The following is a 24,725-nucleotide window of genomic DNA, read 5'->3' as shown; positions in this document are numbered from 1 at the left end:
AATAAGCTCTCCCACAACCGTTAGAAAAGGAAACAGGGGTTTTTTTGGCGAATAAGCGCTGTGGCAACCGTTAGCCACCCATGCCTGGCGGGGACCACTGACTATGGGGTTGCGTTATTTTCAGGGTAGCTTAATCAAAAAAGGATGACCCGCAAACCGGCTCGTTTGCCGGTCTGGTCATCCTTTTCGTATGACTGTATTTTCGTCGTCCGCCCGGACTCAGTTTTTGAAGCTGTGAATCGGGGCGGGGATCCGGCCGCCGCGCGCGATGAAGCCCCCGCAGCTAAAAGAGTTGACCGCCATGACCGGCGCATAGCCGAGCAGCCCGCCGAACTCGACCATTTCGCCGACTTCCTTCCCGATCACCGGGATGATGCGGACGGCGGTGGTTTTGTTGTTCACCATGCCGATCGCCGCCTCGTCGGCGATGATGCCGGAGAGGGTTTCCTTCGGCGTGCTGCCGGGGATGGCGATCATGTCCAGGCCGACGGAGCAGACGCACGTCATCGCTTCCAGCTTCTCCAGCGTCAGCGCGCCGCGCTGGACCGCCTGGATCATGCCGTGGTCTTCGCTGACCGGAATAAAAGCTCCGCTCAACCCGCCGACGTAAGAAGAGGCCATGACGCCGCCTTTTTTGACGTTGTCGTTCAGAATCGCCAGCGCCGCCGTCGTGCCGGGCGCGCCGGCTTCCTCAAGGCCCATCACCTGAAAAATTTCGGCGATGGAATCGCCAATCTCCGGCGTGGGAGCGAGGGAGAGGTCGATGATGCCGAACGGAACCCCAAGCCGCTTGGAGGCTTCCTGGGCGACCAACTGGCCGACCCGGGTTACCTTGAACGCGGTGCGCTTGATGGTTTCGCAAAGCGTTTCGAAATCCTGGCCTTTGACTTCCTCCAGCGCCCGCTTGACCACGCCCGGCCCGCTGACGCCGACGTTAATGACCGCCTCCCGTTCGCCTACCCCGTGGAAAGCGCCGGCCATGAACGGATTGTCTTCCACCGCGTTGCAGAATACGACAAGCTTTGCACAGCCGATCGAGTCGCGGTCGGCGGTTTTCTCGGCGGTCAGACGGATGATCTCGCCCATCCATTTGACCGCGTCCATGTTGATGCCGCTGCGCGAGGAGCCGACGTTTACGGAGGAGCATACCCGCTCGGTCACGGCCAGCGCTTCGGGGATGCTCTCGATGAGGATGCGGTCGCCTTTGGTAAACCCTTTATGCACCAGCGCCGAGAAGCCGCCGATGAAGTTGACGCCGACTTCTTTCGCCGCTTTGTCGAGGATTTCCGCAACCGGCACGTAGGTATCGGTCTGAACGCCGCCCGCCGCGATCGAAATCGGGGTGACGGATATCCGTTTGTTGACGATCGGAACGCCGAACTGCTTTTCCAGATCTTCGCCGGTTTTCACCAGTTTTTCGGCGGTTTTGGTAATCTTGTCGTACACATTCTGCGTAAAAACCCGCATGTCCGAATGCGCGCAGTCCATCAGGCTGATCCCCATGGTAATGGTGCGCACATCCAGGTTCATTTCGCGGATCATCTTGTTGGTTTCCTGCACTTCCACGAGGGAAATCATGTTATCCACTCCGATTCTTTGTTTATAGGGCCGCGCCTGCGCGCATCCCCCGCGTTAAATGCGGTGCATGATATTGAAAATGTCTTCGTGCTGCAGCTTGATCTCCACGCCGATTTCTTCGCCGACGCCCTGCAGGTCTTCAACCAGCGACTCAAAGGATTTTGTCGGATCGCTGATGTCGACGATCATCATCATATTAAAATATTCCTGTACAATGGTCTGCGAGATGTCCAGAATGTTGACGTTATGTTCGGCCAAATAAGTGCATACCCTGGCGATGATGCCTACCTTGTCCTTGCCCAATACCGTAATAATTCCTTTCACGAAAACAGCCTCCCTTTTCTCCTGGCGCGTATGGCCCCGCTTGCGAACCGTTTCACTTATTATGGCAAAAGGCGACAGAAGCTTCAACAAAAGCTTTGTTCTCACCTTGATCACTTTCTTAAAGTCCGGAAAAAGCCGCAGAATTGTTGTTGTCGCGCCGGGGAAGATAAGGTATAAAAGAGAGAAGAAAGTCAAAATCTACCGGTATAGGGGTCAGTTGAACGAATGAAACCGATCAAGGAAGTGGCCGCAAGACTCGGGATCGAAGAAGACGATCTGGAGCTGTACGGCAAGCATAAAGCGAAGGTGTCGCCGAATGTTTGGGAACGTGTCAAGAACAAGCCCGACGGCAAGCTGATTCTGGTCACGGCCATGAACCCGACGCCCGCCGGGGAAGGCAAAACGCTGACCACCATCGGACTCGTGCAGGCGCTTGCCCATATCGGCAAGAACGCCGCGGGTGCGCTGCGGGAGCCGTCCCTTGGTCCCTGCATGGGGATCAAAGGCGGCGCGACGGGAAGCGGCATGTCCCAGGTTGTCCCTTCGGAGGACATTAACCTGCATTTTACCGGCGACATGCACGCCATCACGGCCGCCAACAACCTGCTCGCGGCGATGATCGACAACCATCTGAACTTCGGAAACGAGCTTGCCCTCGATCCTGCCCGCATCGTCTGGAAGCGTGCCGTGGACATGAACGACCGGGCTCTTCGGAATATTGTGATCGGCCTTGGCGAAGGCAACGGCCAGGTGCGCGAGGACGGGTTTGTCATCACCGTCGCATCCGAGATTATGGCCATCCTGTGCCTGTGTGAAAATCTGGAAGACCTCCGGCAGCGGCTCGCCCGGATTGTCGTCGGTTACACGGCGCAGGAGAAGCCGGTGACCGCAGGCGATCTGAAAGCGGACGGGGCGATGGCCCTGCTGCTCAAGGACGCCGTCAAGCCCAACCTGGTGCAAACCAATGAAGGCGCGCCGGTTTTCGTGCATGGCGGGCCCTTCGCCAACATTGCTCACGGCTGCAGCTCCGTCATGGGCACCCGGCTCGCCCTCAAGCTGGCGGACTATGTGGTGACGGAAGCGGGCTTCGGCGCGGATCTGGGCGCCGAGAAATTTTTCGATATCAAATGCCGCGCCGCCGGCATCAAGCCTTCTGCCGCTGTGATCGTGGCGACGGCCAAGGCGTTGAAGTACAACGGCGGAGCCGCGAAGAACGAGCTGGCCGGTGAGAACATGGACGCGCTGCGAAAAGGCTTTGACAACCTGCGCAAGCACATCGAAAACGTGCGCAAATTCGGCGTGCCGGTGCTGGTCGCCGTCAACCGGTTCCCGACGGATACCGACGCGGAGCTGGCGGAGATCAAGCGTCTCTGCGCGGAAGCCGGTGCGGACGCGGAAGTGTCCCTCGCCTGGGAGAAGGGCGGGGCGGGCGCGGCCGAGCTGGCGCGCAAGCTTGTTTTGCTGGCGGAGGCCGGGGGAGAGGAGTTCCGCTATTTGTACGAAACGGAGCTGCCGCTGAAGGAGAAGATTGCCAAAATCGTCCGGGAGATTTACGGCGGCGTATCGGTGGTGTTTGCTCCTGCAGCCGAGAAGGCGATCCGCCGGATCATGGAGACCGGCTGCGGCGACCTTCCGGTCTGCATGGCGAAGACGCAGTATTCGCTGTCCGACAACCCGAAGCTGCTGGGGCGGCCGGAAGGCTTTACCGTCAACGTCCGGGAAATCCGGCTGTCGGCCGGCGCCGGCTTTGTCGTCGCCCTGACCGGCAATGTCATGACGATGCCGGGTCTACCGCGCGTTCCTTCCGCGGAGCAGCTGGGCGCGGAATTTACGGCGCGCATCCACGCCGGGACCGCCGAGTTCTGATTTTCCCTCTTTGAATGAAAGTACGATCCGCAAAAAAAAGCACGCCCGCGCCTTCCGGCGCGACAGGCGTGCTTTTTTCGTTTCGGCAGAACCGTTCATGGCCGGTCAATGCTTCAGCTTTTCCCGGACGGACTGCACCTTGCCCTCCATGCTGGTCGGCTTGTCCCGGCGGTCGTCGATTTTGATCGAGGTGGAGACGCGCTGGGCGCCGTTTCGGAACGGCACTTCGTGCATCCGGCGGACGATGGCCAGCAGGTCGTCCAGGTCGCCTTCAATAATGGTGCCCATCGGAGTCAACTGAAAGCGGACGGGTTCCGCCGCCTCCTCCAATACCCGATGAACATCAGCCACGTAGCTGCTGACGCTCGGGCTAGCAGTGCCGATGGGGATAATGGTCACTTCCAAAATTGCCATTCCGTAAAAGGCCTCCTTTAATTTCCATATCCCCATTATAAAACTCCAGGCTGCACCTTACAATCGGGAGAGTCCGCTGCAACCAAACACAGGAACGAGAACGCTCAAAAATACAAATGAAAAGATTGGTTTTTCTCCTTTTTGACGGGTTCGGACAAAAAAAGACGAACATTAACTGTTGACACCTTTATTTTGTTCGCTTATAGTGAATAAGGAAGAACCGATGATCATCCCAGCCGGGCGGGGAGCAAGCTACCCGGGCTGGGATTTTTCGCGCCTGTCTGGAACGTGCGACGGTCTTCCGCCAACAAAATCCGGATGGCGCGGCGTCGGACGGCGCGTTATCCAAACGGGATGAGGGAAGAACGATGAACCGTTACGATCTGATTGTCGTGGGAGCCGGCCCCGCCGGTATTTTCGCCTGCTATGAAATGACATTGAAAGCTCCGGCGGCCAAGGTGCTGCTGATTGATAAAGGCCATGATATCCATCGCCGGAACTGCCCGATTTTACAGGAAAAAATTCAATTCTGTCCGCCCCCGGCCGGAAAGAAGGATTTTGCCGGCTGCTTGCCCGCCTGCTCCATCACAAGCGGATTCGGGGGAGCCGGGGCGTACAGCGACGGCAAATTTAACATTACGACTGAGTTCGGCGGCTGGCTGACCGATTATTTGCCCCCCGCCAAGGTCCGGGAGCTTATTACTTACGTGGACCAAATAAATCTTGAGCACGGGGCGACCCCGACGCTGACCGATCCGACGACGGAGCAGGTGCGGATGATTGAACAGAAAGCATACGCCGCCGGCCTGAAGCTGCTTCGCGCCAATGTCCGGCATTTGGGAACCGAAGAAAATTTGCTGATTTTGAAATCCATCTTTGCTTACCTGGAGCAAAAAATCGACATGCGCTTCAAAACCGAAGTGGAAGACATCGTGACGGAAAAAGACGGAGACGGGCATTCCGTGCGCGGGGTTGTGCTGAAGAACGGCGAAACCATCGCCGCGGATGCCGTCATTATCGCGCCCGGCCGGGATGGAAGCGCCTGGCTGACCCAGCTTCTCAAAAAGCGCCGGCTGAAGATGTACAACAACCAGGTGGACGTCGGCGTGCGGGTGGAAACGTCCGATGTTGTGATGCGCGAAATTAATGAACATTTATATGAAGGAAAATTTATTTACAACACGTCGGTCGGGACCCGGGTGCGGACCTTCTGCAGCAATCCGTCGGGGCATGTGGTCGTGGAAAACCACTCGGGCGTCATGGCTGCAAACGGACATGCCTACAAAGACCCCGCGCTCGGCTCGGGCAACACCAACTTTGCGCTCCTTGTATCGCATACCTTTACAGAGCCGTTTGACAAGCCGAACGAATACGCCCGGGAAATCTGCAAACGGGCGAACGATCTGTCGAACGGCGGCGTCATTGTACAGAAATACGGCGATATCCTGAAAGGGCGCCGATCGACGGCGAGCCGGATCAAGGAAGGCTTTCTGGAGCCGACGCTCCATGAAGCGGTGCCTGGCGACCTCGGCCTGGTGCTTCCCTATAATACGATGCGGAGTCTCGTTGAAATGATGGACGCGCTGGACCGCGTAACGCCCGGCATTGCATCGGAGCACACGCTGTTTTACGGCGTCGAAGCGAAGTTCTACTCTGCGCGTCCGAAGCTGTCGGAAACGCTGGAAACCGAAATTCGCGGGCTCTATTGCGGCGGAGACGGGGCCGGCATTACACGGGGACTGGCCCAGGCCGGCGCCGCCGGCGTCTGGATGGCGCAGAGCGTGCTGGCCGCAGCCCCGAACCGCAAAATCGCCGAGCCGGCCGGCTAACGATGCCTTCCCAACAACAAAAAGCCACGCTGCCTTTGTCAACTGCACCCATTTGTTAACAAGTGGGGTGCAGTTCACAGGCGCGTGGCTTTTTGCTTTGCTGTGGTTTATCGGACGGGGAGAGGTCAACGGTAGGTAACCGCTTGGCTGCCCATTTGCTTCCAGGATTCCACAAAATTATTCCGGTCGACCTTTTTGGCTTTGGCGCCGTCCAAGGGATCGTTCACGTAAAGCGAATCCTTGTCGTACCCGACAAGCAGTACGGCGTGCTCCTTGAGCGTCCCCTTAACCGGCCCGTCTTCGCTTTGCCAGGTGATCCATCCGCTTGAAGTCGGGGCAAAATTATTGGTGACCCACAGCACCACGGGCTTGCCTTCGTTCAGGTGCTGCAAAATCTGCTCGAACGGTTTCCCGGTCATGTCGTACGCTTGTCCGGGCAGGAAGCGGTCGACCAGCCGGGCAATCGGCTCGTGATAGACGCCATAGCCTTTTTGGGTTCCGGTAATGTCCCCGACGAACCCTTTGTGGGGGTTGCCCCAGGATTTGATTGTCCCGCCCGGACCTTCCACGAGCGGAGCCGGGTCCTTTTCGATCATATCGGCCAGACGCAGTTTGTCGATGTCTTCGACGCCCGCGTATTTAAGCAGCATGGCAAGGCTCGTGACTTCGCAGCCGTTGAACAACTCGGGATACTGCATGAGCGGAGCCGCGTTCAGCTTCAGCACCGGTTTGATCGGCTTGCCCGCCTGCTCCCCGGCATCCGTTCCGGCTGGCGGTTCGGGCTCGTTCAGGTTGTCGAGGCGGGGGGACTGATAATTATTGGAATCGCCGTATTGTTCCTCTACGGCGGAAAGGTTTCTGGATGCGAACACGGCTAAAAACCCGCCCGAGGACCGGGGGTCGAGCTTGTCCCGTATAATTACGGCAGCCCCAATAGCCAATCCCAAAAGGATGGATAGCATCAGCGCCTTTTTGAAAGACATGGAAGCAGCCCTCGTTTCTTGTTTAAATTCATCTTACCCGATAACACAGGAAAAAGGTAGGCACATTTCGACGTCTTTTGCTACAATGATAGTTATCTGTAAAGATTTTATTAAGACCAAAGGGGAAATGTTCAATGCCCGCCAATCTGAGCCGGATAGGACGGAGCCCGTTTTTTCTGCTGACGGTTCTTGTTCTTGCCAAGATGCAGCTGTTCCGGTTTATTGTTTTTCATCAAATCGCTCCGCTTCATATTCTGGTGGACCTGTTAAGCGTCCTTTTGATCACCAGTCTGATCGAGCTTCTGCCCGGACGGAAAATCAAGCTGCTGCTGTATGCCGGGTTCTGGACCGTCGCCACCATAACTCTGCTTGCCGCGACCGTTTACTTCCGTTACTTCGGGTCCGTGGCCACCTATACGACGCTGTTTGAAATCAACCAGCTGCCGGAAGTGCAAAGCTCCGTGAAGTCATTGGTGACACCGATGGAGCTGCTCTACTTTCTGGATCTCGCCGTATTTCTGCTTTGGCTTGCCGGTAAAGGCATCTCCCGCTTCCGCAAGCGGAATGCGCTGCAGTTTTCCTACGCCCCTGCCAAGCCTGCCGACCTCCGGCTGCCCCGGGTAGCCATGGCGGTCCTCCTGCTTGTATCGCTCGCCACGGGCATCTTTACGGTCCGCAGCTCGGCTGCGACGCCCAATGAGCTGGTTCGCGCCGAAATGCTCGGATTCCCGAATTACCAGGCGTCCGTATTGTGGAACTCTTATAAAGAACGCAACGTGGAGACACTCGTGGGAACCGGAGATTACCCGGAGCGCATGGCGGAGCTGGAGGCGCTGCTGGCGGGGACGCCGGACGGGCAGCAAATCCCGGTTGACGGGGCGGCTCCCGAGCTGTTTGGCTCCCAGGCCGGCAAAAACCTGATCATGGTGCAGCTGGAGGCTACACAGAACTTTGTTATCGGTCTCTCCGTCGGCGGACAAGAGGTGACGCCGGTTCTGAATTCCTTGTCCAAGGAAGGCTTCTATTTCCCGAACGTGTTCCAGCAAATCGGTCAAGGCAATACCTCCGACGCCGAGTTTATGTCCAATACTTCCATTTATCCGACCGCCGCGATCGCCATGTCCAAAGGCTATTCCGACCGGGCGCTGCCGTCGCTGCCGAGGCTGTTGGAGGAAAAAGGCTATGCGACGATGACGCTGCATCCGAACAACGTCTCGTTTTGGGACCGCGACAAGATGTATCCGGCGCTTGGCTTCGACAAATACTACGATAAACCATCGTTCAAAAACGACCATTTCAACAGCCTGGGCGCATCCGATGAAGAGCTGTACCGGGTAGGGCTGGAGAAGATCGCCAAAGCGGCCGGGTCGGGCAAGCCGTTTTACGCCCAGTTTGTGACGACTTCGAGCCATCACCCGTTCGTCATCCCGGATGACAAGAAAATGCTGGAGCTGCCCTCCGATTGGGCGGACACCGAGCTGGGCCACTATCTCCAATCGCTGCGTTATACCGACTATGCGCTCGGAAAGCTGATTGAGGGCCTCAAGCAGCAGGGAATCTGGGAAAATACCGTCCTGGTCCTCTACGGAGACCATGCCGGGCTTCAGGCCGACAAGAACGATCCGGAAGAGGTTTCGGAGCGTCTTGGCATTTCCTACGACGGAAAAATTTCGCGCTTTAACATTCCGCTGATCATACACGCGCCGGGAACCGAAGGACGCGTCATCGAGAAGGCCGGGGGCCAAGTGGACATTCTGCCGACCGTTAAAAACCTGCTGGGCGTGGAGGAAAAGCCGGAAAGCTTCGTCCACTTCGGGCACGACCTGATCAACGTGGAGCACAACGTCGTGGGAATGCGCTATTATTTGCCGACCGGTTCGTTCTTTAACGACGAGATTTTGTTTATTCCCGGCAAAGGGTTTTCCGACGGGACGGCATACTCCCTTAAAACGCACGAGCCGGTTTCCGATTTTTTGGCCTACGAGAAAGACTACGAATACGTGCTGGAATGGATGAGATTGTCAGATACTTACGTGAAGCAGCTTCCGAAACGGAAGTAATCCGGTGGGTATAGTCGCCCCGGGAAAGGAAAAATCCGGTTTTCACCACCCCGAAAAAGGAGTTTTGAAACACCCGGTTAGAATTCCCATGGGCCATCCGCCCAGCTTGAAACCCCTTACGCCGCCTGGATTTAGCCCGTGTGCCCCGCACACGGGCTTCTCTGTGGCAGGATTTCCCGGTTTTTTTCGCGGGACAATCCTGATAACCTGAGGCCAGAAACCGAAAGGGGAGAAAATAAATGAACAAAATGCAAAAAATCGGTACCGCCGTCATGGCCGCTATGATCACCTTCGGAGCTGCCGGAGCAATCACGGCCCCCTCGGCGCAAGCCGCTTCCGTTTCGGCGGACCGACAGAAAGTCGTCAGCATTGCCAAGTCGTACATGGGCAAGGTCCAATACGTATACGGCGCACGCAACACAAGCAACCTGACGTTCGACTGCTCTTCGTTTACCCAATTTGTCTTCAAGAAAGCCGGCTATAAAATCGGCTGGGGCGCCAACATTCAAACGAAGTACGGCACTAAAATCACGTCTATTTCCAACTTGAAGGTTGGCGACCTGGTAATGTTTAAGAGCACCAAAAACAACCGCATTGGCCATGTAGGGATCTACATTGGCAGCGGCAAATTCATTCACAACCTGAATCCTGCGAACGACGTAGTTATCAGCGACCTGACCAAAGGAAGCTGGAACAAGCGGTTCATGCAAGGAACCCGCGTCATCAAGTAATCCGCCCATTTCAGTGCCCGCCGCTTCGCCGCCCGCGTACAATGGCTTGAACTGGCTAGACGGCCAGAACGCGAGGGAAGGGGAGAAACGGGCATGGGCACGGCTCTGGTCACCGGAGGAGCGGGTTTCATCGGCTCCCACTTAACGAGAGTGCTGCTTGAGAATGGCTATCGAACAACGGTGCTGGATAACTTGAGCACCGGGAAACGCGAAAATGTTCCCGACGAAGCGGAATTTGTGTTGGCGGATCTGAGGACAAGCGAAGCGGGGGAACGGATTGCGGAGCGGAAGCCGGATGTGATTTTCCATCTGGCGGCGCAAGCGGATGTGCAGCGCTCGATCGCGAATCCGCAGGACGACTTCGCCGTCAACGCAGCCGGCACCGTTTGCGTGCTTGAAGCGCTGCGCAAAGCGGGAAAAGGAAAGCTGGTGTTTGCGTCGACTTCCGCCGTATACGGCCTGCCGGACTGCGAGCGGATTCAACCCGGCGATCCCGCTTCTCCCGTTTCGTTTTACGGCTTGTCCAAGCTGGCCGCCGAGCATTACATCCGGATGTATCATGCCTTTTTTAACATCCCTTATCTGATTCTTCGTTACGGAAACGTATACGGCCCCGGCCAAACCCCAAAAGGGGAAGGCGGGGTCGTTTCCGTTTTTCTGGACAACATGAAGCAAAGGAAGCCGCTTGCGGTGCATGGCGACGGAGGGCAGACACGCGATTTCATCTACGTGAAGGATATCGCGGCCGCCAATCTGGCGGCGGCGCGGACGCAAACCTGCGGAACGTTTCATGCCAGCACCGGCACGCCGACCTCGATTCTGGAGCTTCTGAAGGAGTTGGCTGCGGTTTCGGAGCAGAATCCGCTTGTCATTCACAAGCCCGCCCGGGAGGGCGACATCCGGCACAGCTGTCTGGATAACGCCGAGACGCGCAAAGCGCTTCTGTGGCGGCCCGAATGGGAGCTGAAAGACGGGCTGCGGGAAACGTACCGGCATTGGTTTCCCGAAACCGAAGGAGAAAGCCAAGGTTAAGCCCCCGCCAGCCGGATACCGGCCAACAACTGCGTCCAATGGGCGTCGCAGCGGTTGTACCAAATGTCCTCGGCCGGCATTTCGACGGCGCAAATCCGTTCGTCCGGCCAGGCACAGTCAAACAGGCACGGGACGGAAGAGCCGTTAACCAGCAAGATGCGGTAGTGCCCGGCGACCAGCTGCGACAGGCAGGCATCCAGCGCTGTCGCCTGTTCGTAGCTGCCCTGCAGGCGGACGAAAAGCGTTCTGCCGCCGGGAGCGCTCAGCTGATGGTAAAAGCGCCGGGTTCGGCGGGCCAGCTTTTCCCGGAACTCCGGGTACGTAACCAGATGTTCCCCAGGGTTCCGGTTTACCGAAAAATCATGAACGGAGAGAATGCCGGTGCCCCGGTCCAGAACCATCCAGTTGGCGCCGGAGGAGCCCGTAACGGCCAGGTTGTGCTCCTCCATCATGCCGGCCCCTCCTTGGCCGATCAGGTTCGTTACTGTCGAAAAGTCTTCCGTAACAAACCAGTCAAACACGCCGGACGCATTCCTCAGCCCGTTTTTCTCCAGTTGTATGGAGGGCATGCAGTTCATGCCGAGGCTCACGATGGCGTCATATTCGCCTTGAATCCCGCTTAAATTCATAGGTATCCCTCCTTTTGGGCTCACATAAGATGAAGAGAAAGCCAGTTTGCGGGGTGATGGAGCATGACCATTTACCGGCTTGAGGCAGTAGCCGGGGGACCGTACGATTTTAAGGCGGTCCAGTCCGTATCCGTGGAAGCGCTCAATGCCGGGCGGACGGATTTCGATGTTTTGACGCAGGGCTTTGTTTTGGAGGCGCAAGCTTATGAAGGGCTGCACCGGATCACGCCGGGGCCTTTGCTTCCCCGGACGATGATTCTGCCGTCCTTGCCGACCGGAGAGCTTCCTTTTAAACTGACGCTCGTCACCAACCGGGATACGCGGGGGAACGCCGTCTTCCTGGTCCGGCTTTATCGCGAAGGGCGTCTAATCGAGCTTTTGACCAATGAGCACTTGAATGTGGACCCCGAGGAGGCGAACGCATGATCCGGCACCGAGGGGAGAACCGCATTGCCCCGGGAACGCATGCCCTGCCGCTTATGGCCGAGACGGAATCGTTTTTGCTGACGTCGCTTTCCGTTCCGGCCGGGCTGCCCGGCGATACGCTTCGGCTTCGGGCTTCCGTGGAGTGGGAGAACACGCATCCGGGAGACATCGGTCATCTTGATCTTCTGCTGGTTTGCGACAACCGCCCGGGAATCTGCCTCGCCGAAACGGAAGGAAGCTGCTATGTCCGCACGACGACCGTGCTGGAATACGCAGAACCTTGCCATACGGGAGAGCCGCGCTTGTTTATCCTGGCGGCCCGTTCGGAAGAGTCCGCGGCGAGGATCGTCGGGCCGGTTGTATTTTCGTACGCGGTTAACGGGATTTAAAAGCGCCTGGAGGATTGGTACGCAGCCCTTGCAGAATTCGAACGTCGGGAATGGAATAGTCTTCGGGCAAGCCGTCGACAATGGCGTTCCAAAGCCGGTAATCCACCCAAAGCTCGGGGCTGCCGACCTCCGTCCGGAAAAGACGGTTGTAGAGATCGGAAGGCACGTTAAAGGACGGCTTCACGCTGCACTCTCTCCCTTCCTTTTTCAATGGCATGCCGGTAGCAGTGAAGCATCCGTTCCACCATCGTATCCAGCGACCAATGGCCGGGCGCTGTTTTTTTTGCGTTTTGGCCGAAAAGGCGCCGCATTGGATCGTTGGCAAGCAAAAACTCCAGATGGCTGCTCATGCTGTGGACATCTCCGACCGCCGAAACCAGGCCCGTAGAGCCGTGGCGAACCGCTTCCGGCAATCCGCCGGCATCTGAAACAACGCTGGGGAGTCCGGCCATTTGCGCCTCCATGACGGAAAACGGCTGATTGTCCTGTACGCTCGGATGGACGAAAATATCCGCCCGGGCGAGCAGGGCCGGCACATCGTTCCGGTTGCCGAGAAAACGGACGTCGTCCGCAAGCGCCCGGTTTTGCACCAGCGTCTCCAGCTCCGTCCGGATGTCGCCGTCGCCCGCAATCCAGCAGACCCAATCGGTCCGTCGCTGCTTCAGCAGAGCAAGCGCTTCAATGAGGTAATCGAGCCCCTTGACCCGAACGAGGCGGGAAGGACAGAGTATCACTTTTTTGCCTTTTGGCGCACGCATGTCGGTCCCTCGCGCCATGACGGAGAAAAACCGTTCCGTATCCAGACCGTACGGAAACGTGCAGAACTGGGCGTCGGGAACCGCATACTCTTCGGAAAGCAGCTTTCTCAGCCAGTAGGTGGAGGTAATGGTCAGGTCGCTGACAGTGGCCCCGTAATGCTCCAGCGCCCAATAATACCGCCATAATGGCGTCGAGCGGAAATGCGTGTCCGTCTTTTGCAGGGAAAGCATAACCTCCCGTGCCAGCGATCCGTGGACGCTGGTGACAAGCCCCGTTCCGGGCGCTTTTACCCGGCTAAGGGCAAGGGAAGAGATCACATCCTGCGCGTGAATAACGTCATACTCCTTGACGCCGAAGGAGGCCGCCGACAGCTCCATGCAGTACCGGTCCGTTTCGACATGAAAAACCCAGGAATCCATATGCAGCTCGGGCGCCGTTCCTTCCGTCAGCTTGCTTTTCAGCAGAGGAAGAATTTTGTCCTTGGGCACCTCCCGGTTTTGGCCGACCATGTAATATTTGGGAAGGTCGGGACCGTTTCCGAAAAGGTCGACGGTGTGGCCGAGCTTTTCCAGGCGGGTTTTCAGCTGCATCATATAAGGCCAAACGCCTCCAAGATGAGGAAGCGGCCAGTAACAGGCCAACAAAACCTTCACAGTCAACACCTCGTTTATGGATATGCCCGGATGAAAGCTTGATACAGAATATGGGAAAAGGTCGGGAGAGAAGCGACGAACGCCTGTAGTCGCTTCCCCATTTTCCGCGAATCCCCCGAAAAGGACAGCAAAAAAGCCGGCCGCAGAAGCGGCCGGCCGGGAGCGTTACTATTCCGTTGTATAGAGAGTGGCGTCCAGCTCCGTTACAAAAGGCGTCAGCAGACCGGACGCATACAGCCGCAGCCGGTGCATGGCGCGGGTGCATGCCGTATAGAACAGCTTGCGTTCGCTGTCCCGCCGGTAAACCCCCGCAGAGGCGTCGTAGATCAGCACGGCGTCGAACTCGACCCCTTTGGCAAGATAGGAGGGGATAACGACGGCTCCTTTTTCAAAGGAAGGCGTATCCTTGCGGATCAAGCCCATGGAGCCGCCGCTGCTTTGGACAAGCGGAAGGAGGGCTTCATAGGCTCTGCGGGCTTCCTCCGCAGTTTTCGTCAGGACGGCGACCGTTTCAAAGCCTTCCTCCCGGAGGCGTTCCAGATCGTCGGCCACCGTCCGGTTTCTCGCGGCCTCGTCCGCGCACTGGATGACGGCGGGCTTGCCGCCGGGCCGGTTGAAGGGGATGATCCGGTCTCCGCCCGCCAGCATGCCGCGCGTAAATTCGACAATTTCGCGGGTGGACCGGTAGCTTTGCGTCAGGACAATCCGCTCCGTCTGATCCTCTCCATACAAGCTTCCGAGCGTCCGGTCTTCCGTCAGGGAAGTCGAATGGGCGAAAATCGCCTGATTGAAGTCGCCGAGCACCGTCATCCTCGCCCTCGGGAACAGGCGTTTGAGAAATTCAAATTGAAACGGCGAGTAATCCTGCGCCTCGTCCAGCAGCACCTGGCGCACCTGGGTGTTGGTCTGGAAGCCTTCCACAAGCTCCTTCAGCAGGAGGAAGGGGGTGGCGTCCTCGTGCAGCAGCTTCTTCCGATCCAGCGCTTCAATCGTCACCGTCCCGATCCGGTCCCAGTCCGCCGGAAGGGAAGACGAATCAGGCTCGGCAAGCTTTCGGGTCAAGGACGCGTCCGTGAACAAACGGCGGTACAGGCCGCGCAGATTCGCGAAGCGCAGCTTTTTTATCCGGGCGCGAAGCGGCTTGAAGTGCTCCTGAACAATCATCGCGCGAAGAATCGTTTCCTCCTGGTCGGCGTCGTCAAAGCCGGGCTCACGATCCGCGCGGCTTTTGCGGAACCGGACGTATGCTTTTTGATACTGCTCCTTGTCCAGGTAATCCAGTTCGTCCGTCACCCAGTCGGCCGTCCGTTCCTCCTGCTCCAGAAGCTTCAGCTCGCCAAGCAGCCATTCTTTTGTCAGCTCCATGCGGTTTGCAAGCCGGATGGAAGGGTCGTACGAGTAAAAATGCTCCCGGATGCGTTCCGCGGATACAAGAGGCCGTCCGCGGAAAGAAACGCTGCGAAACAGCATGCCGTCCTTCTCCAGATACTGTTTGTACCGCAGGATAACATTAAGGAAGGCTTCCGAGGCCTTGTAGCGGATGCCGGAGACACGGGCTTCGTAGCCTTCCGATCCTTCGCCGGTCAAAATGTACTCGATTTGATCGAACGGGCTTTCCAGATCAAACTGCCGGCCCAGCATATGCTCCAGGTATTCCTGAAAAGTGGTCTGCTGCATGTTTTCCTCCCCAAGCTCGGGGAGGACGGAAGCGACGTAGCTGTTAAACATCGGATTGGGCGAAAACAGGACGATCTGGTCGGCCTTGAGAAAGCCGCGGTACCGGTACAGCAAGTAGGCGACACGCTGCAGCGCCGCCGAGGTTTTTCCGCTGCCAGCCGCCCCCTGGACGACCAGGAGCCGGCTGGCAAGGTTGCGGATAATCCGGTTCTGCTCCTTCTGAATGGTCGCCACAATGCTGCGCATCCGGGCATCGGCGCCGCGTCCGAGCGCCTGCTGCAGAAGCTCGTCGCCGATGGTGACGCCGGTATCGAACATGGACTCAAGAGCACCGTCCCGGATCACGTACTGGCGCTTGATATCGAGCGTTCCTTCGATTTTGCCGCCCGGCGTCTCATAGCTTGCCGGTCCGGGGGGATAATCATAATAGAGGCTGGCCACGGGCGTCCGCCAGTCGTAAACGTAGAAGGTGCCGGTTTCTTCGTCCAGAAAAGACGAAACGCCCAAATAAAACGGTTCCGATTCGCCGGAGCCGTTCTCACGGAAATCGATCCGGCCGAAATAGGGGGAGGGGAAGAGACGCTTTAATCCGGTTAACCGGTTTTCCCGGTAGCGGTGGCTCACTTCCCGCTCGGTCAGCACCTCCGCCTGCTGGCGCAGGCTGGCATAAGTTTCAATGACGTCGTCGGCATTGCTTAAATTGACGGTCACGTCGTCCCAGAAATGAGTTTTGATCTCCACAACCTGCCCGCGAAGCTCGCTGACCTCCGGCTCCAGCCGTTCGATCTCCTTGCGCAGCAGGCTACGGATCCGATCAACCCGCTGCTGTTCCTTTTGCAAATCCATGGTTTCATCCTGCACACCGGTACACTCCTTTGCGTGTAAAAAACCACTTGACAAATCCAAGGGATATAGCTATAATAAAATAGAACAATACTGCACTTGTGAATTATAATTATTTTGACAATGTCTATAGTTTACCATTTTCCGTTTTTAAATTCAATAACCGCAAGCCGGCCGATGCGCCGGCTTTTTTTATTGCTTGCCGAAGGAAAAGAAAACAGAAAAAAACCGCGCACGCAGCGCGGTTCTACGAAGCAGGTTTACACGATCTTGGTGGTCCACGATTCGCAGTTCCAGACATCGGTGACGACGTCGTTGTAGAATTCCGGTTCGTGGCTGATCAGAAGCACGCTGCCCTTGTACTCTTTCAAGGCGCGTTTCAGCTCTTCCTTGGCGTCTACATCCAGGTGGTTGGTCGGTTCGTCCAGCACCAGGAGGTTGGTTTCCCGGTTGATCAGCTTGCACAGGCGGACCTTGGCTTTCTCGCCGCCGCTCAGCACTTCGATGCGGCTTTCAATGTGCTTGGTGGTCAGCCCGCATTTGGCCAGCGCCGCCCGGACCTCGAACTGTGTGAAGGAAGGGAACTCGTTCCAGATTTCCTCGATGCAGGTTTTGCCGTTGGCCGTTTTGATTTCCTGTTCAAAATAGCCGATTTCCAGATAATCGCCGCGTTCCACGGAGCCCGACAGCGGTTTTATTTCGCCGAGGATGCTGCGCAGAAGCGTCGTTTTGCCGATGCCGTTCGCGCCGACCAGCGCAAGCTTTTGTCCGCGCTCCATGGTCAGGTTCAGCGGGCGGGAGAGGGGCTCGCCGTACCCGATTACGAGGTCCCTCGTTTGAAATACAAAACGGGCGGAAGCGCGGGCTTCTTTAAACTGGAACACCGGCTTCGGCTTTTCTTTGGCGAGCTCGATGATGTCCATGCTGTCCAGCTTCTTCTGCCGGGACATTGCCATGTTGCGCGTGGACACGCGCGCTTTGTTGCGGGCTACAAAATCCTTCAGGTCGGAAATTTCCTGCTGCTGGCGCTTGAAGGCGGCTTCCAGCTGCATTTTTTTCGCCTCGTGCTGCTGCAGGAAGGTGTTGTAATCGCCGACGTAGCGGGTCAGCTCCTGATTTTCCATGTGATAGATCAGGTTGATGACGCTGTTCAGGAACGGAATATCGTGTGAAATGAGAACAAACGCGTTTTCGTAGTCCTGCAAATAACGCTTCAGCCATTCGATGTGCTGCTCGTCCAGGTAGTTCGTCGGTTCGTCCAGCAGCAAAATATCCGGCTTCTCCAGAAGGAGCTTGGCAAGCAAAATCTTGGTCCGCTGGCCGCCGCTCAGATCGTGCACGTCCCGCTCCAGCCCGATGTCGTCCAGGCCGAGACCGCGCGCGACTTCCTCGACTTTGGCGTCGATGGTGTAAAAGTCGTTCGCCGTCAGGGTGTCCTGAATCGTGCCGACCTCCTCCAGCATTTTCTCCAGCTCGTCCGGCGATGCGTCGCCCATGCCGGCGTAGAGATCATTCATTTTGGCCTCCATGGCGAACAAATAGCCGAAAGCGGTTCTCAGCGCTTCGCGGATGGTTTGGCCTTTCTGCAAAACGGCATGCTGGTCCAGATAGCCGACGCGCACGTTGCGCGACCACTCCACCTTGCCCGAATCGGGCTCCAGCTTCCCGGTAATGATGTTCATGAACGTAGACTTGCCTTCTCCGTTCGCCCCGATCAGGCCGATATGCTCGCCTTTGAGCAGACGAAACGAAACGTCGTTAAAAATCGCCCGGTCTCCGAACCCGTGGCTGATGTTTTTTACCGTTAAAATGCTCATATTCGCCAACCTTTGCTGATTAATCTCGCATCTTTATGATTATAGTCCGATTTCCCGCCGAAACTCAACCGCGTCTTTTGTCCCGAAGGCCTTTTCCGCATTGACCCGCTGAACATACGTTCGCTATACTGGAAAAGAACGGAATCCCATTTCGGCCAAAAGAGGTGCCCCCTTGAAAAATTTATCGCTTCGCAAAGACGAGGCCCGCTGTTATCTGCTCGCCTACCAAGGCTTGTGGCCGCCTCGTTCGGCGGAAGGCAAAACGGGTATCTTGGCGTACCTATCGAAAACGGGCTGCATCCAATTCGATCCCCTGAACATCGCCGGCTACAATCAGGAGCTGGTGCTGCAGGCGCGGATCGACGGCTTCAAGCCCGGCATGCTGAATGAGCTGCTGTACGAGGACCGGCTGCTGTTTGACTGCTGGGACAAGAACATGTCCATCTGCCTGACGGCGGACTGGCCGGCGTTCCGCCGCTTCCGCGAGGCGCACCGGTATCTGGGCGAGCCAGACAAGCCGGCCGCCGCAGTGCTGGAGGAGGTGCGCGCTCAATTGAACGCGCGCGGCCCATTGTCCTCCGCCGACCTCGCGCTGAACGAGAAGGTGAACTGGTCCTGGGCGCCCACCCGGCTGTCGCGGGCCGCTTTGGAAAGCATGTATTTCTGGGGCGAGCTGATCATTCATCATAAGAAGCGGACGCGCAAGTATTACGACTTTGCCCGGAAACATCTTCCCGCCGGGCTGGCCGACGCGCCGGACCCGCATCCGGAAGACGAAGATTATTTCGATTGGCGCGTGCTGCGCCGGGTCGGCGGCATCGGGTTGGCCTGGAACCGCTCCGGGGACACCTGGCTCGGCATGGCCGGAGCGGGCTACGGCATGAAAAGCCCGGAGCGCACGCGCGCCTTCGCCCGCCTTGCAGAGCGCGGCGAGCTTCTTGCCGTAAGCGTCGAAGGCGCTTCGGCGCAGCTCTATATGAGGGAGTCCGACCTGCCCGCGCTGGAGCGCGTGCTGACGGAACCGCCCCGCGAGGCGGAAGAGCACCGGGCGGCCGTTATGGCTCCGCTTGACAACCTGCTCTGGGACCGGCGTCTGCTGCTTGAGCTGTTCGGCTTCGATTACCGCTGGGAGGTTTACAAGCCGGCCGCCGAACGGGCCTACGGGTATTACGTGCTTCCCGTTTTGTACGGCGACCGCTTTGTCGCCCGGTTCGAGCCGGGAAGGGACAAGAAGACGGGCATGCCGCTTATTCGGAACTGGTGGTGGGAGCCGGGCGAACCGGCCGGAGAAGCAGTGCTTCGCGAAGTATCGGCGGCTCTGGAAAGCTGGCTGCGCTATCTCGGCGCGGAGTCTGTCGGCGTCTCGGCCGAAGCGGCGGACCGGATGCCTATAAACAAACTCGCCCTTGCCGCCGTTCCGCTTCCAAGCTAAGGTTAAGGCAAGGATGAACAAACCTGCGCCTGACCGCCGTCCGGCACGGGAAACGGGAGGACTCTTTTTGACGGAACCGAAAAACGATAGGACCGGCAGCACCAATATAACCGAAGGAACGGATAACGGGGGGCCGCTTTTGCCGCTGGCGAACGGCCTGCATGCCTTGGCCGGCCTCGGTCCGGAGCTGCTGAAAGAGCTGGACACGCTTGCGGCGCTGTGCGAGCGGCACGACGGCATCAAGCTGAAATTGAACCGGGAAATGCTGCGCAAGCGGCCTGCCGGCGGCTGCCATGATTTCATCTGGATCGAGGATGGACGCATGATCGGATTTCTGGGCCTGTATACGTTTCAGCCTGCGGAATCGGAAGTGGGCGGCATGGTGCATCCCGGCTTCCGCCGGCGCGGCATTTTCAGCGCGCTGCATGAAGCGGCCCGGACCGAAGCCGCGAAGCGGGACGTCCGCAAGCTGGTCTTCGTTTGCCCTGCGGACTCTCCGACGGGCAAAGCTTATCTGCAGGCTGGCGGGCTCCGCTACGCGTATTCGGAGTACGCGATGGTCTGGCGGGAAGACGCCGCCTTGTCCGAAGCGAAGGCGGCGGCCGCTGGCGGCGCGCCGGCCGTTGTTCTGCGCGAAGCCGGTCAAGCCGACCGGGAGCTTTTGATCGAGCTGGACGCCGAGGGATTCGGCGACCCGGCAGAAACGGCAGCCTCTTATGTGGACCTCACGCTGCAAAATTATCCGGAGGACCGGGCTTACGTCGCCTATGCGGCCGGGGAATACGGACAGATAGCGGGCGGCCGGCCCATCGGCAAGATCAATATCCAAGCCGTAAACGGGAACGCGCACTATTTTGCTTTTTCCATCCTGCCCGATTGGCGGGGACGCGGGTTCGGACGAGCCGTTTTGCAGGAAGCGGTCGGTCTAATGCGGGCCGAAGGCCAGAAAAGCTTTGCGCTGGAGGTGGCCTGCGAGAACGAGAAGGCGCTCGGGCTGTACCATTCGTGCGGCTTCCGGGAAACGGGCGCCAACGATTATTACGAGCAGGAAATAAGTCAATGACCGTAAAAGGGAGGAGATCACCGTGAACACCATACCATCCGGGGACCGCATTCGAATCGTTGAATACGATCGGCAGTACGCTAAGGCGCTGGCGGACATGTGGAACCTGAGCGGCGAAAGCTGGGGAGGGGACAGCCAGCACCGGACGGAGCAAAGCGTAGCGGAGGAGCTGGAAAGCTCCGGCAACCTCAAGGCGTTCCTTGCCATGGACGGAGAAGAAGCCGTCGGCTTTTGCAGCTTTTCGCAATACCGTTTTGACGAAGGGGCGCTCTACATTCCGCTTCTGAACGTGCGGCCGGATTATCACGGCCGAAAGGTTGGCAAAGCGCTTGTTCTCCGCGCGCTGCAAACCACGATTGAAATGAAATGGCCGCGGCTCGATCTCTTCACCTGGGCGGGAAACACCAAAGCCGTGCCGCTCTACAAAAAATGCGGCTTTTTCTGGGAAAAGAAGGACGATTCGGTTCACCTGATGAACTTTATCCCGTCCGTGCTGCGGACCGAAGCGCTTGAACCTTACATGAGCGAGCTTGACTGGTATGATGACAGCACCCGGCTGATCGAAATCCGGCCGGACGGACGCGAAGCCGGAAACGGCTTTCAATGCTTTGATTATACCTGGGAGAAGAACGGCCGTTCCTTGAGCGTCTCCTTCGAGAAAACGGGCCGGGGCATTCATGCGCTGGAGACGCCCGATTATGCAGTCCGGACGGAAATCGAAGGGCATGATCTGGTGTTCGGAGGAACCTATCCGGTCCGATACATCATCACCAACAAATCGGGAAATCCGCTCTCGGTCGAAATTGCGGGAAAGGGCGACAAGAACATCCGTTTTGCCTTGCAGCGCAAGCTGGAGGTGGTTGGCGAAGCGGTGGTGGAAGGCGAGTTCACCGTCGACCCGGTGCCGGAGGAGCAAAACGATTGGAAAACGCATCCGGCCGTCATTACGGAATGGACCCTAAACGGACGGAAAGCGGAGCTGCGGACCGGGATCGCGCCGAAATTTCCCGCCTCGCTTTCGCTCACCGGCGTGCGGAAAGAGAGTTATCCGGGCGAAGAGGGCCGTTTGTATCTGAACGTTGAGAACTTTTATTCCGAAAAGGCCTCGTTTTCCTTCGAGCTCCCGGCGGACGGCTGCGCAGCGTTTGCGGAGCGCCGGGTCTCCGTGTCGCTGGAGCCCCGCGCCAAAACCTCCGTCGCGCTGCCTTATCAATTGAAGCAGGCCGGCGTCGTGGCGTTTGATGCGATGGTCAAAGCCGTTCCCGAAAAAGGCGGGGAAGTGACGTTCAGCCGCCGGATCGGGTGGGCGTTCTCCGCACCGCACGGCGCAGGCGGCGGAGAGCTGCCGGACCGGTGGGTGGCCGTGAACGGAATGTATGCCGTGGTGCTGGAGAAACGGACCAACAACCTTTTCCTTGATTATGCTTCTCAAGGGACGGGAGCGTTCTGGCCGTTCCCGCGGCTAGGCAAACCTTATTCCCTGGAGCTCGCCCAGAAAAAGCCCGAGCAGGTACGTGTGTTCGCGGACGGACCGGCGCAGGTGCTGGAAGCCGACTACCGTCCGTCCGAGCACCCGGACCTAACCCTTACTTCCATTGTTCGCTTGGATGCGAACGGGCTGGCGGAGCACCGTTTCCGGCTGCATAACGGCGGAAACAAGCCGACGAGTGACCAACTGATGCTGATGGACGGGTTTTATTTCCCCTTCAACCGGCCCGTTTATCCGTACGAAGGCCATTTCTTCGGATTGGAGGAGCCGGATGCCGCCCAACCGGTCAACTGGGATTTTGCGCAGCTGAGCGAAAACTGGCTGTTCAGCCGGGGAGACCGCTTTTCCTGCGGCGTCTGCTGGCATCCGTCGCAGCATCCCGTGGCCGTTGAGCGCGGCTTCGGCGTCGAGCATCCGGCCGGCGGGCTTGCGCCCGGCGAAAGTCTCTTGACCAATCCGGTCTCGTTCGCCGCGGGAACCTTTGCCGACTGGAAGGACTTCCGCGCATTTGCGACGGGGAAACGGACCGGGCAAAGCCCTGCGCTCAGCGACAGCCTGGCGTTTACCGTGAACGAAGGAAATCCGTTTGTCGCCTCGGCTGCGTCTTTTGAAGCGGAAGCCAAAGAGTGGAGACAGCTTCCGCTTTCGGGCAAGCTGGACGCCGAATTGGAAGGAAGCGGACAGAAGGGACAACCGGCGGAAAAAACCGCCGAAAGCCGGACTGCACGCTACACATTCGCCGCGCTGCCCGAAGGGGCCGCCGAACGGGCGGTGTTCGTCCAGGAGGGAACGATCCTGCGCCGGGTGAGAAAAACCGCGCTGTTCGCCGTTTCGTCCGGAAGCGTCGCTTTAACGACAACCGACGGGCCAGCAGGCGAAACGCTGGTTGCCGACAACGGTGTGCTTCGGTTCGAGGCGGCCGCCGGATTTGGCGGCGTTGTCCATTCCTTGCGCCATGAAGGCTTTGAATGGCTGCATTCCTCGTTCCCGACGCCCGGTCCGCGCTCCTGGTGGAACCCGTGGCACGGAGGCCTCGGCATCGGCATTCAGGGGATGTCCGGCTACAGCCTTTATCTGGAGCCCCGGACCGCAGCATTCGCTTCCCTCAAGGACGGTTTGGGGAATACCTGGAGCGGCATCCGGCTGCGCACGGCCATCACCCAGCACGATGTTTTCCGCGGACTGGAAGTCGATCAATATTATGTGACGCTTCCCGGCGTGCCCGTTTTGGCGGCCTTTACGGAAGTGAGAAACGGCGGCCCTTCGGCGCTGCCCGAGTTCAAGCTGGAGGAAACGCATTTTATGGTTCCGCGTACGTCAGGCCCGGCCGGCTGGATGGAACTGCCCGGCGGAAACCGGTACGGCATCGGCGATTCGGAAGCGGAGCTGTCTGCCCGCGGCTTGGTGCGCTTTGGCGCGGAAGGAGCAAAGACCGATCTGCAGCTGGTTTACGATCCGGCGGATACCACCTCGGAGGCTTACACAAACAACAAGCTGACCATTTTCGGGGTAATGCGGACCATGAATTTGGCCGACAATTGGACCGTGCGGACGAAACCCGCATTCTTCCTCTTCAGCCCGCTTCAGTATGAATGGAACGAGCTGGAGCCGCTTACCCGCCTGACGTTCCCGACGGATCAGGGCGCGCACGAGTAACGCCACAAACCGCGATACCCTTTTCAAAAGAGAGGAGGCGCTGGCTTTGCCGGTTATTGACATACACGTTCATTTTTCCAACATTGAAAGCTTTCGGCGCACCGCCCTGGATTTGTCGCGGGTCGATTATTCCGGCGAAGGGCTCCGCCGCGAATTCGCCGAGCACGACGTGGTGCTCGGCGTCGGAATGGGCGTCACCGAGCAGACGCCCGGCGCTTTTCCCGACAGCGCGTCGCCGAGCCCGATGGGGCTTGATCTGGAGCCGGAGCTTCCCGGCTTCCTGATGGAATGCGTCGGCATCAATCCGCTTCAGCTCGCGGCAGGAAAGACAGCGCAGCTGGATCGGATTGAGGCGCGGCTGCGCGCCAGGGAAGTGGCCGGGATCAAGCTCTACGCCGGTTATTACCACTATTACGTGCACGATCCGATATACGGACCGGTTTATGAGCTGGCCCGGCAATACCGGGTGCCGGTGGTCATACACACGGGCGATACGTATTCCATGAACGGGCTTCTGAAATACTCCCATCCGCTCACCGTCGACGAGCTGGCGTTTCAGCAGCGCGGCGTAAACTTTATGCTCTGCCACCTGGGCGATCCCTGGGTAATGGACGCAGCGGAGGTGGTGGCCAAAAACCCGAACGTTTATGCGGATCTCTCCGGACTGGTGGTCGGTGACGGCCCTCATTTTGAGCGTTTCATGAACGAGCCTTTGTTTATGGATCACTTTCGAAGGGCGCTTGTTTATGCCGACCGCTACGACAAGATGCTGTTTGGGACGGACTGGCCGCTGGCCCCGATCGGGCTGTACCTGGAGTTTGTGCGCCGCCTGATCCCCGAAAAGTTCCATGACCAAGTGTTTTACCGGAATGCGCTTGAGCTGTTTCCCCGTGTGGCGGAGCGGTTAAACGCGGCCAAGTAAAAAAAGTCGTTCCTTCATTGGCCGGGAGAGACAGCGTTTCAGAAGAGCCGTTAGCCACCCATGCCCTGGTAGGCACCACAGACTATGAAGCTGCGTTGTCTTCAGGGTAGAAAATGAAAATAAAGTTGCGTTATTTTCAGGGTGGATTTTTTG

General features: G+C 58.1%; 20 protein-coding genes. 11 read left to right on the top strand and 9 right to left on the bottom strand.

Going from position 1 to position 24,725, the window contains the following annotated elements:
• Window positions 1-219: 219 nt before the first annotated feature.
• Together AC6I6H_RS20310 and AC6I6H_RS20305 are read right to left on the bottom strand one after the other, a co-directional pair.
• Window positions 220-1,575, bottom strand: a complete 1,356-nt coding sequence (locus tag AC6I6H_RS20310) for a PFL family protein (RefSeq protein ID WP_497956115.1) — start codon at window positions 1,573-1,575, stop codon at window positions 220-222.
• 57 nt (window positions 1,576-1,632) lie between these two features.
• Window positions 1,633-1,902 carry an ACT domain-containing protein gene (locus tag AC6I6H_RS20305; RefSeq protein ID WP_497956114.1) on the bottom strand — a complete coding sequence of 90 codons (270 nt, stop codon included), beginning with the start codon at window positions 1,900-1,902 and terminating at the stop codon, window positions 1,633-1,635.
• Between the two features lie 225 nt (window positions 1,903-2,127).
• Between AC6I6H_RS20305 and AC6I6H_RS20300 the strand changes: the two genes are divergently transcribed.
• The gene (locus tag AC6I6H_RS20300) at window positions 2,128-3,768 is read left to right on the top strand and encodes a formate--tetrahydrofolate ligase (protein WP_497956113.1); all 1,641 of its coding nucleotides are present in this window, start codon (window positions 2,128-2,130) and stop codon (window positions 3,766-3,768) included.
• Window positions 3,769-3,873: 105 nt separating this feature from the next.
• Here the strand turns inward: AC6I6H_RS20300 and AC6I6H_RS20295 are convergent, their stop codons facing one another.
• Entirely contained in the window at window positions 3,874-4,182 is a 309-nt protein-coding gene (locus tag AC6I6H_RS20295; protein ID WP_497956111.1) for an MTH1187 family thiamine-binding protein, read from the bottom strand.
• A gap of 368 nt (window positions 4,183-4,550) precedes the next feature.
• Between AC6I6H_RS20295 and AC6I6H_RS20290 the strand changes: the two genes are divergently transcribed.
• On the top strand, window positions 4,551-6,011 hold the full coding sequence (locus AC6I6H_RS20290) for an NAD(P)/FAD-dependent oxidoreductase (RefSeq protein ID WP_497956110.1): 1,461 nt from the start codon (window positions 4,551-4,553) through the stop codon (window positions 6,009-6,011).
• 125 nt (window positions 6,012-6,136) lie between these two features.
• Here the strand turns inward: AC6I6H_RS20290 and AC6I6H_RS20285 are convergent, their stop codons facing one another.
• Window positions 6,137-6,883 carry a C39 family peptidase gene (locus tag AC6I6H_RS20285; protein WP_497956108.1) on the bottom strand — a complete coding sequence of 249 codons (747 nt, stop codon included), beginning with the start codon at window positions 6,881-6,883 and terminating at the stop codon, window positions 6,137-6,139.
• A gap of 245 nt (window positions 6,884-7,128) precedes the next feature.
• On the opposite strand from AC6I6H_RS20285, the gene AC6I6H_RS20280 reads away from it, so the two are divergent.
• From AC6I6H_RS20280 to AC6I6H_RS20270, 3 genes are all read left to right on the top strand, one after another.
• Window positions 7,129-9,054 carry an LTA synthase family protein gene (locus AC6I6H_RS20280; RefSeq protein WP_497956106.1) on the top strand — a complete coding sequence of 642 codons (1,926 nt, stop codon included), beginning with the start codon at window positions 7,129-7,131 and terminating at the stop codon, window positions 9,052-9,054.
• A gap of 239 nt (window positions 9,055-9,293) precedes the next feature.
• Window positions 9,294-9,785 carry a C40 family peptidase gene (locus tag AC6I6H_RS20275; protein ID WP_497956104.1) on the top strand — a complete coding sequence of 164 codons (492 nt, stop codon included), beginning with the start codon at window positions 9,294-9,296 and terminating at the stop codon, window positions 9,783-9,785.
• A 93-nt stretch (window positions 9,786-9,878) separates the two neighbouring features.
• Window positions 9,879-10,817, top strand: coding sequence for an NAD-dependent epimerase/dehydratase family protein (locus AC6I6H_RS20270; RefSeq protein ID WP_497956102.1), 939 nt, complete (start codon window positions 9,879-9,881; stop codon window positions 10,815-10,817).
• On the opposite strand, the gene AC6I6H_RS20265 is transcribed toward AC6I6H_RS20270, so the two are convergent.
• Window positions 10,814-11,446 carry a DUF1796 family putative cysteine peptidase gene (locus AC6I6H_RS20265; protein ID WP_497956100.1) on the bottom strand — a complete coding sequence of 211 codons (633 nt, stop codon included), beginning with the start codon at window positions 11,444-11,446 and terminating at the stop codon, window positions 10,814-10,816. The two genes, AC6I6H_RS20270 and AC6I6H_RS20265, sit on opposite strands and share 4 nt — an antisense overlap.
• 63 nt (window positions 11,447-11,509) lie before the next feature.
• Between AC6I6H_RS20265 and AC6I6H_RS20260 the strand changes: the two genes are divergently transcribed.
• Both AC6I6H_RS20260 and AC6I6H_RS20255 read left to right on the top strand, forming a co-directional pair.
• Window positions 11,510-11,872, top strand: a complete 363-nt coding sequence (locus tag AC6I6H_RS20260) for a hypothetical protein (protein WP_497956098.1) — start codon at window positions 11,510-11,512, stop codon at window positions 11,870-11,872.
• Complete coding sequence (locus tag AC6I6H_RS20255) at window positions 11,869-12,261, top strand: hypothetical protein (protein ID WP_497956090.1); 393 nt, start codon at window positions 11,869-11,871, stop codon at window positions 12,259-12,261. The genes AC6I6H_RS20260 and AC6I6H_RS20255 overlap by 4 nt, the downstream gene beginning before the upstream one ends.
• On the opposite strand, the gene AC6I6H_RS20250 is transcribed toward AC6I6H_RS20255, so the two are convergent.
• The 4 genes from AC6I6H_RS20250 to AC6I6H_RS20235 form a co-directional block, all read right to left on the bottom strand.
• The gene (locus tag AC6I6H_RS20250) at window positions 12,248-12,445 is read right to left on the bottom strand and encodes a hypothetical protein (protein ID WP_497956088.1); all 198 of its coding nucleotides are present in this window, start codon (window positions 12,443-12,445) and stop codon (window positions 12,248-12,250) included. The genes AC6I6H_RS20255 and AC6I6H_RS20250 overlap by 14 nt on opposite strands.
• On the bottom strand, window positions 12,429-13,673 hold the full coding sequence (locus AC6I6H_RS20245) for a glycosyltransferase family 4 protein (RefSeq protein ID WP_497956087.1): 1,245 nt from the start codon (window positions 13,671-13,673) through the stop codon (window positions 12,429-12,431). The genes AC6I6H_RS20250 and AC6I6H_RS20245 overlap by 17 nt, the downstream gene beginning before the upstream one ends.
• Window positions 13,674-13,841: 168 nt before the next feature.
• Complete coding sequence (helD, locus tag AC6I6H_RS20240; RefSeq protein ID WP_497956084.1) at window positions 13,842-16,211, bottom strand: RNA polymerase recycling motor HelD; 2,370 nt, start codon at window positions 16,209-16,211, stop codon at window positions 13,842-13,844.
• A 242-nt stretch (window positions 16,212-16,453) separates the two neighbouring features.
• The gene (locus tag AC6I6H_RS20235; RefSeq protein WP_497956082.1) at window positions 16,454-18,010 is read right to left on the bottom strand and encodes an ABC-F family ATP-binding cassette domain-containing protein; all 1,557 of its coding nucleotides are present in this window, start codon (window positions 18,008-18,010) and stop codon (window positions 16,454-16,456) included.
• A gap of 172 nt (window positions 18,011-18,182) precedes the next feature.
• Between AC6I6H_RS20235 and AC6I6H_RS20230 the strand changes: the two genes are divergently transcribed.
• From AC6I6H_RS20230 to AC6I6H_RS20215, 4 genes are all read left to right on the top strand, one after another.
• Complete coding sequence (locus tag AC6I6H_RS20230; RefSeq protein ID WP_497956080.1) at window positions 18,183-19,442, top strand: winged helix-turn-helix domain-containing protein; 1,260 nt, start codon at window positions 18,183-18,185, stop codon at window positions 19,440-19,442.
• 67 nt (window positions 19,443-19,509) lie between these two features.
• Window positions 19,510-20,505, top strand: coding sequence for a GNAT family N-acetyltransferase (locus tag AC6I6H_RS20225; RefSeq protein ID WP_497956079.1), 996 nt, complete (start codon window positions 19,510-19,512; stop codon window positions 20,503-20,505).
• A gap of 22 nt (window positions 20,506-20,527) precedes the next feature.
• The gene (locus AC6I6H_RS20220; RefSeq protein ID WP_497956076.1) at window positions 20,528-23,650 is read left to right on the top strand and encodes a GNAT family N-acetyltransferase; all 3,123 of its coding nucleotides are present in this window, start codon (window positions 20,528-20,530) and stop codon (window positions 23,648-23,650) included.
• Between the two features lie 46 nt (window positions 23,651-23,696).
• On the top strand, window positions 23,697-24,572 hold the full coding sequence (locus tag AC6I6H_RS20215) for an amidohydrolase family protein (protein ID WP_497956074.1): 876 nt from the start codon (window positions 23,697-23,699) through the stop codon (window positions 24,570-24,572).
• The last annotated feature ends 153 nt before the right edge of the window (window positions 24,573-24,725 follow it).

This window comes from Gorillibacterium sp. sgz306347, from assembly GCF_059735245.1.
The sequence above is the reverse complement of the archived record's forward strand: the minus strand, read 5'-3'. Positions and strand labels throughout refer to the sequence as shown.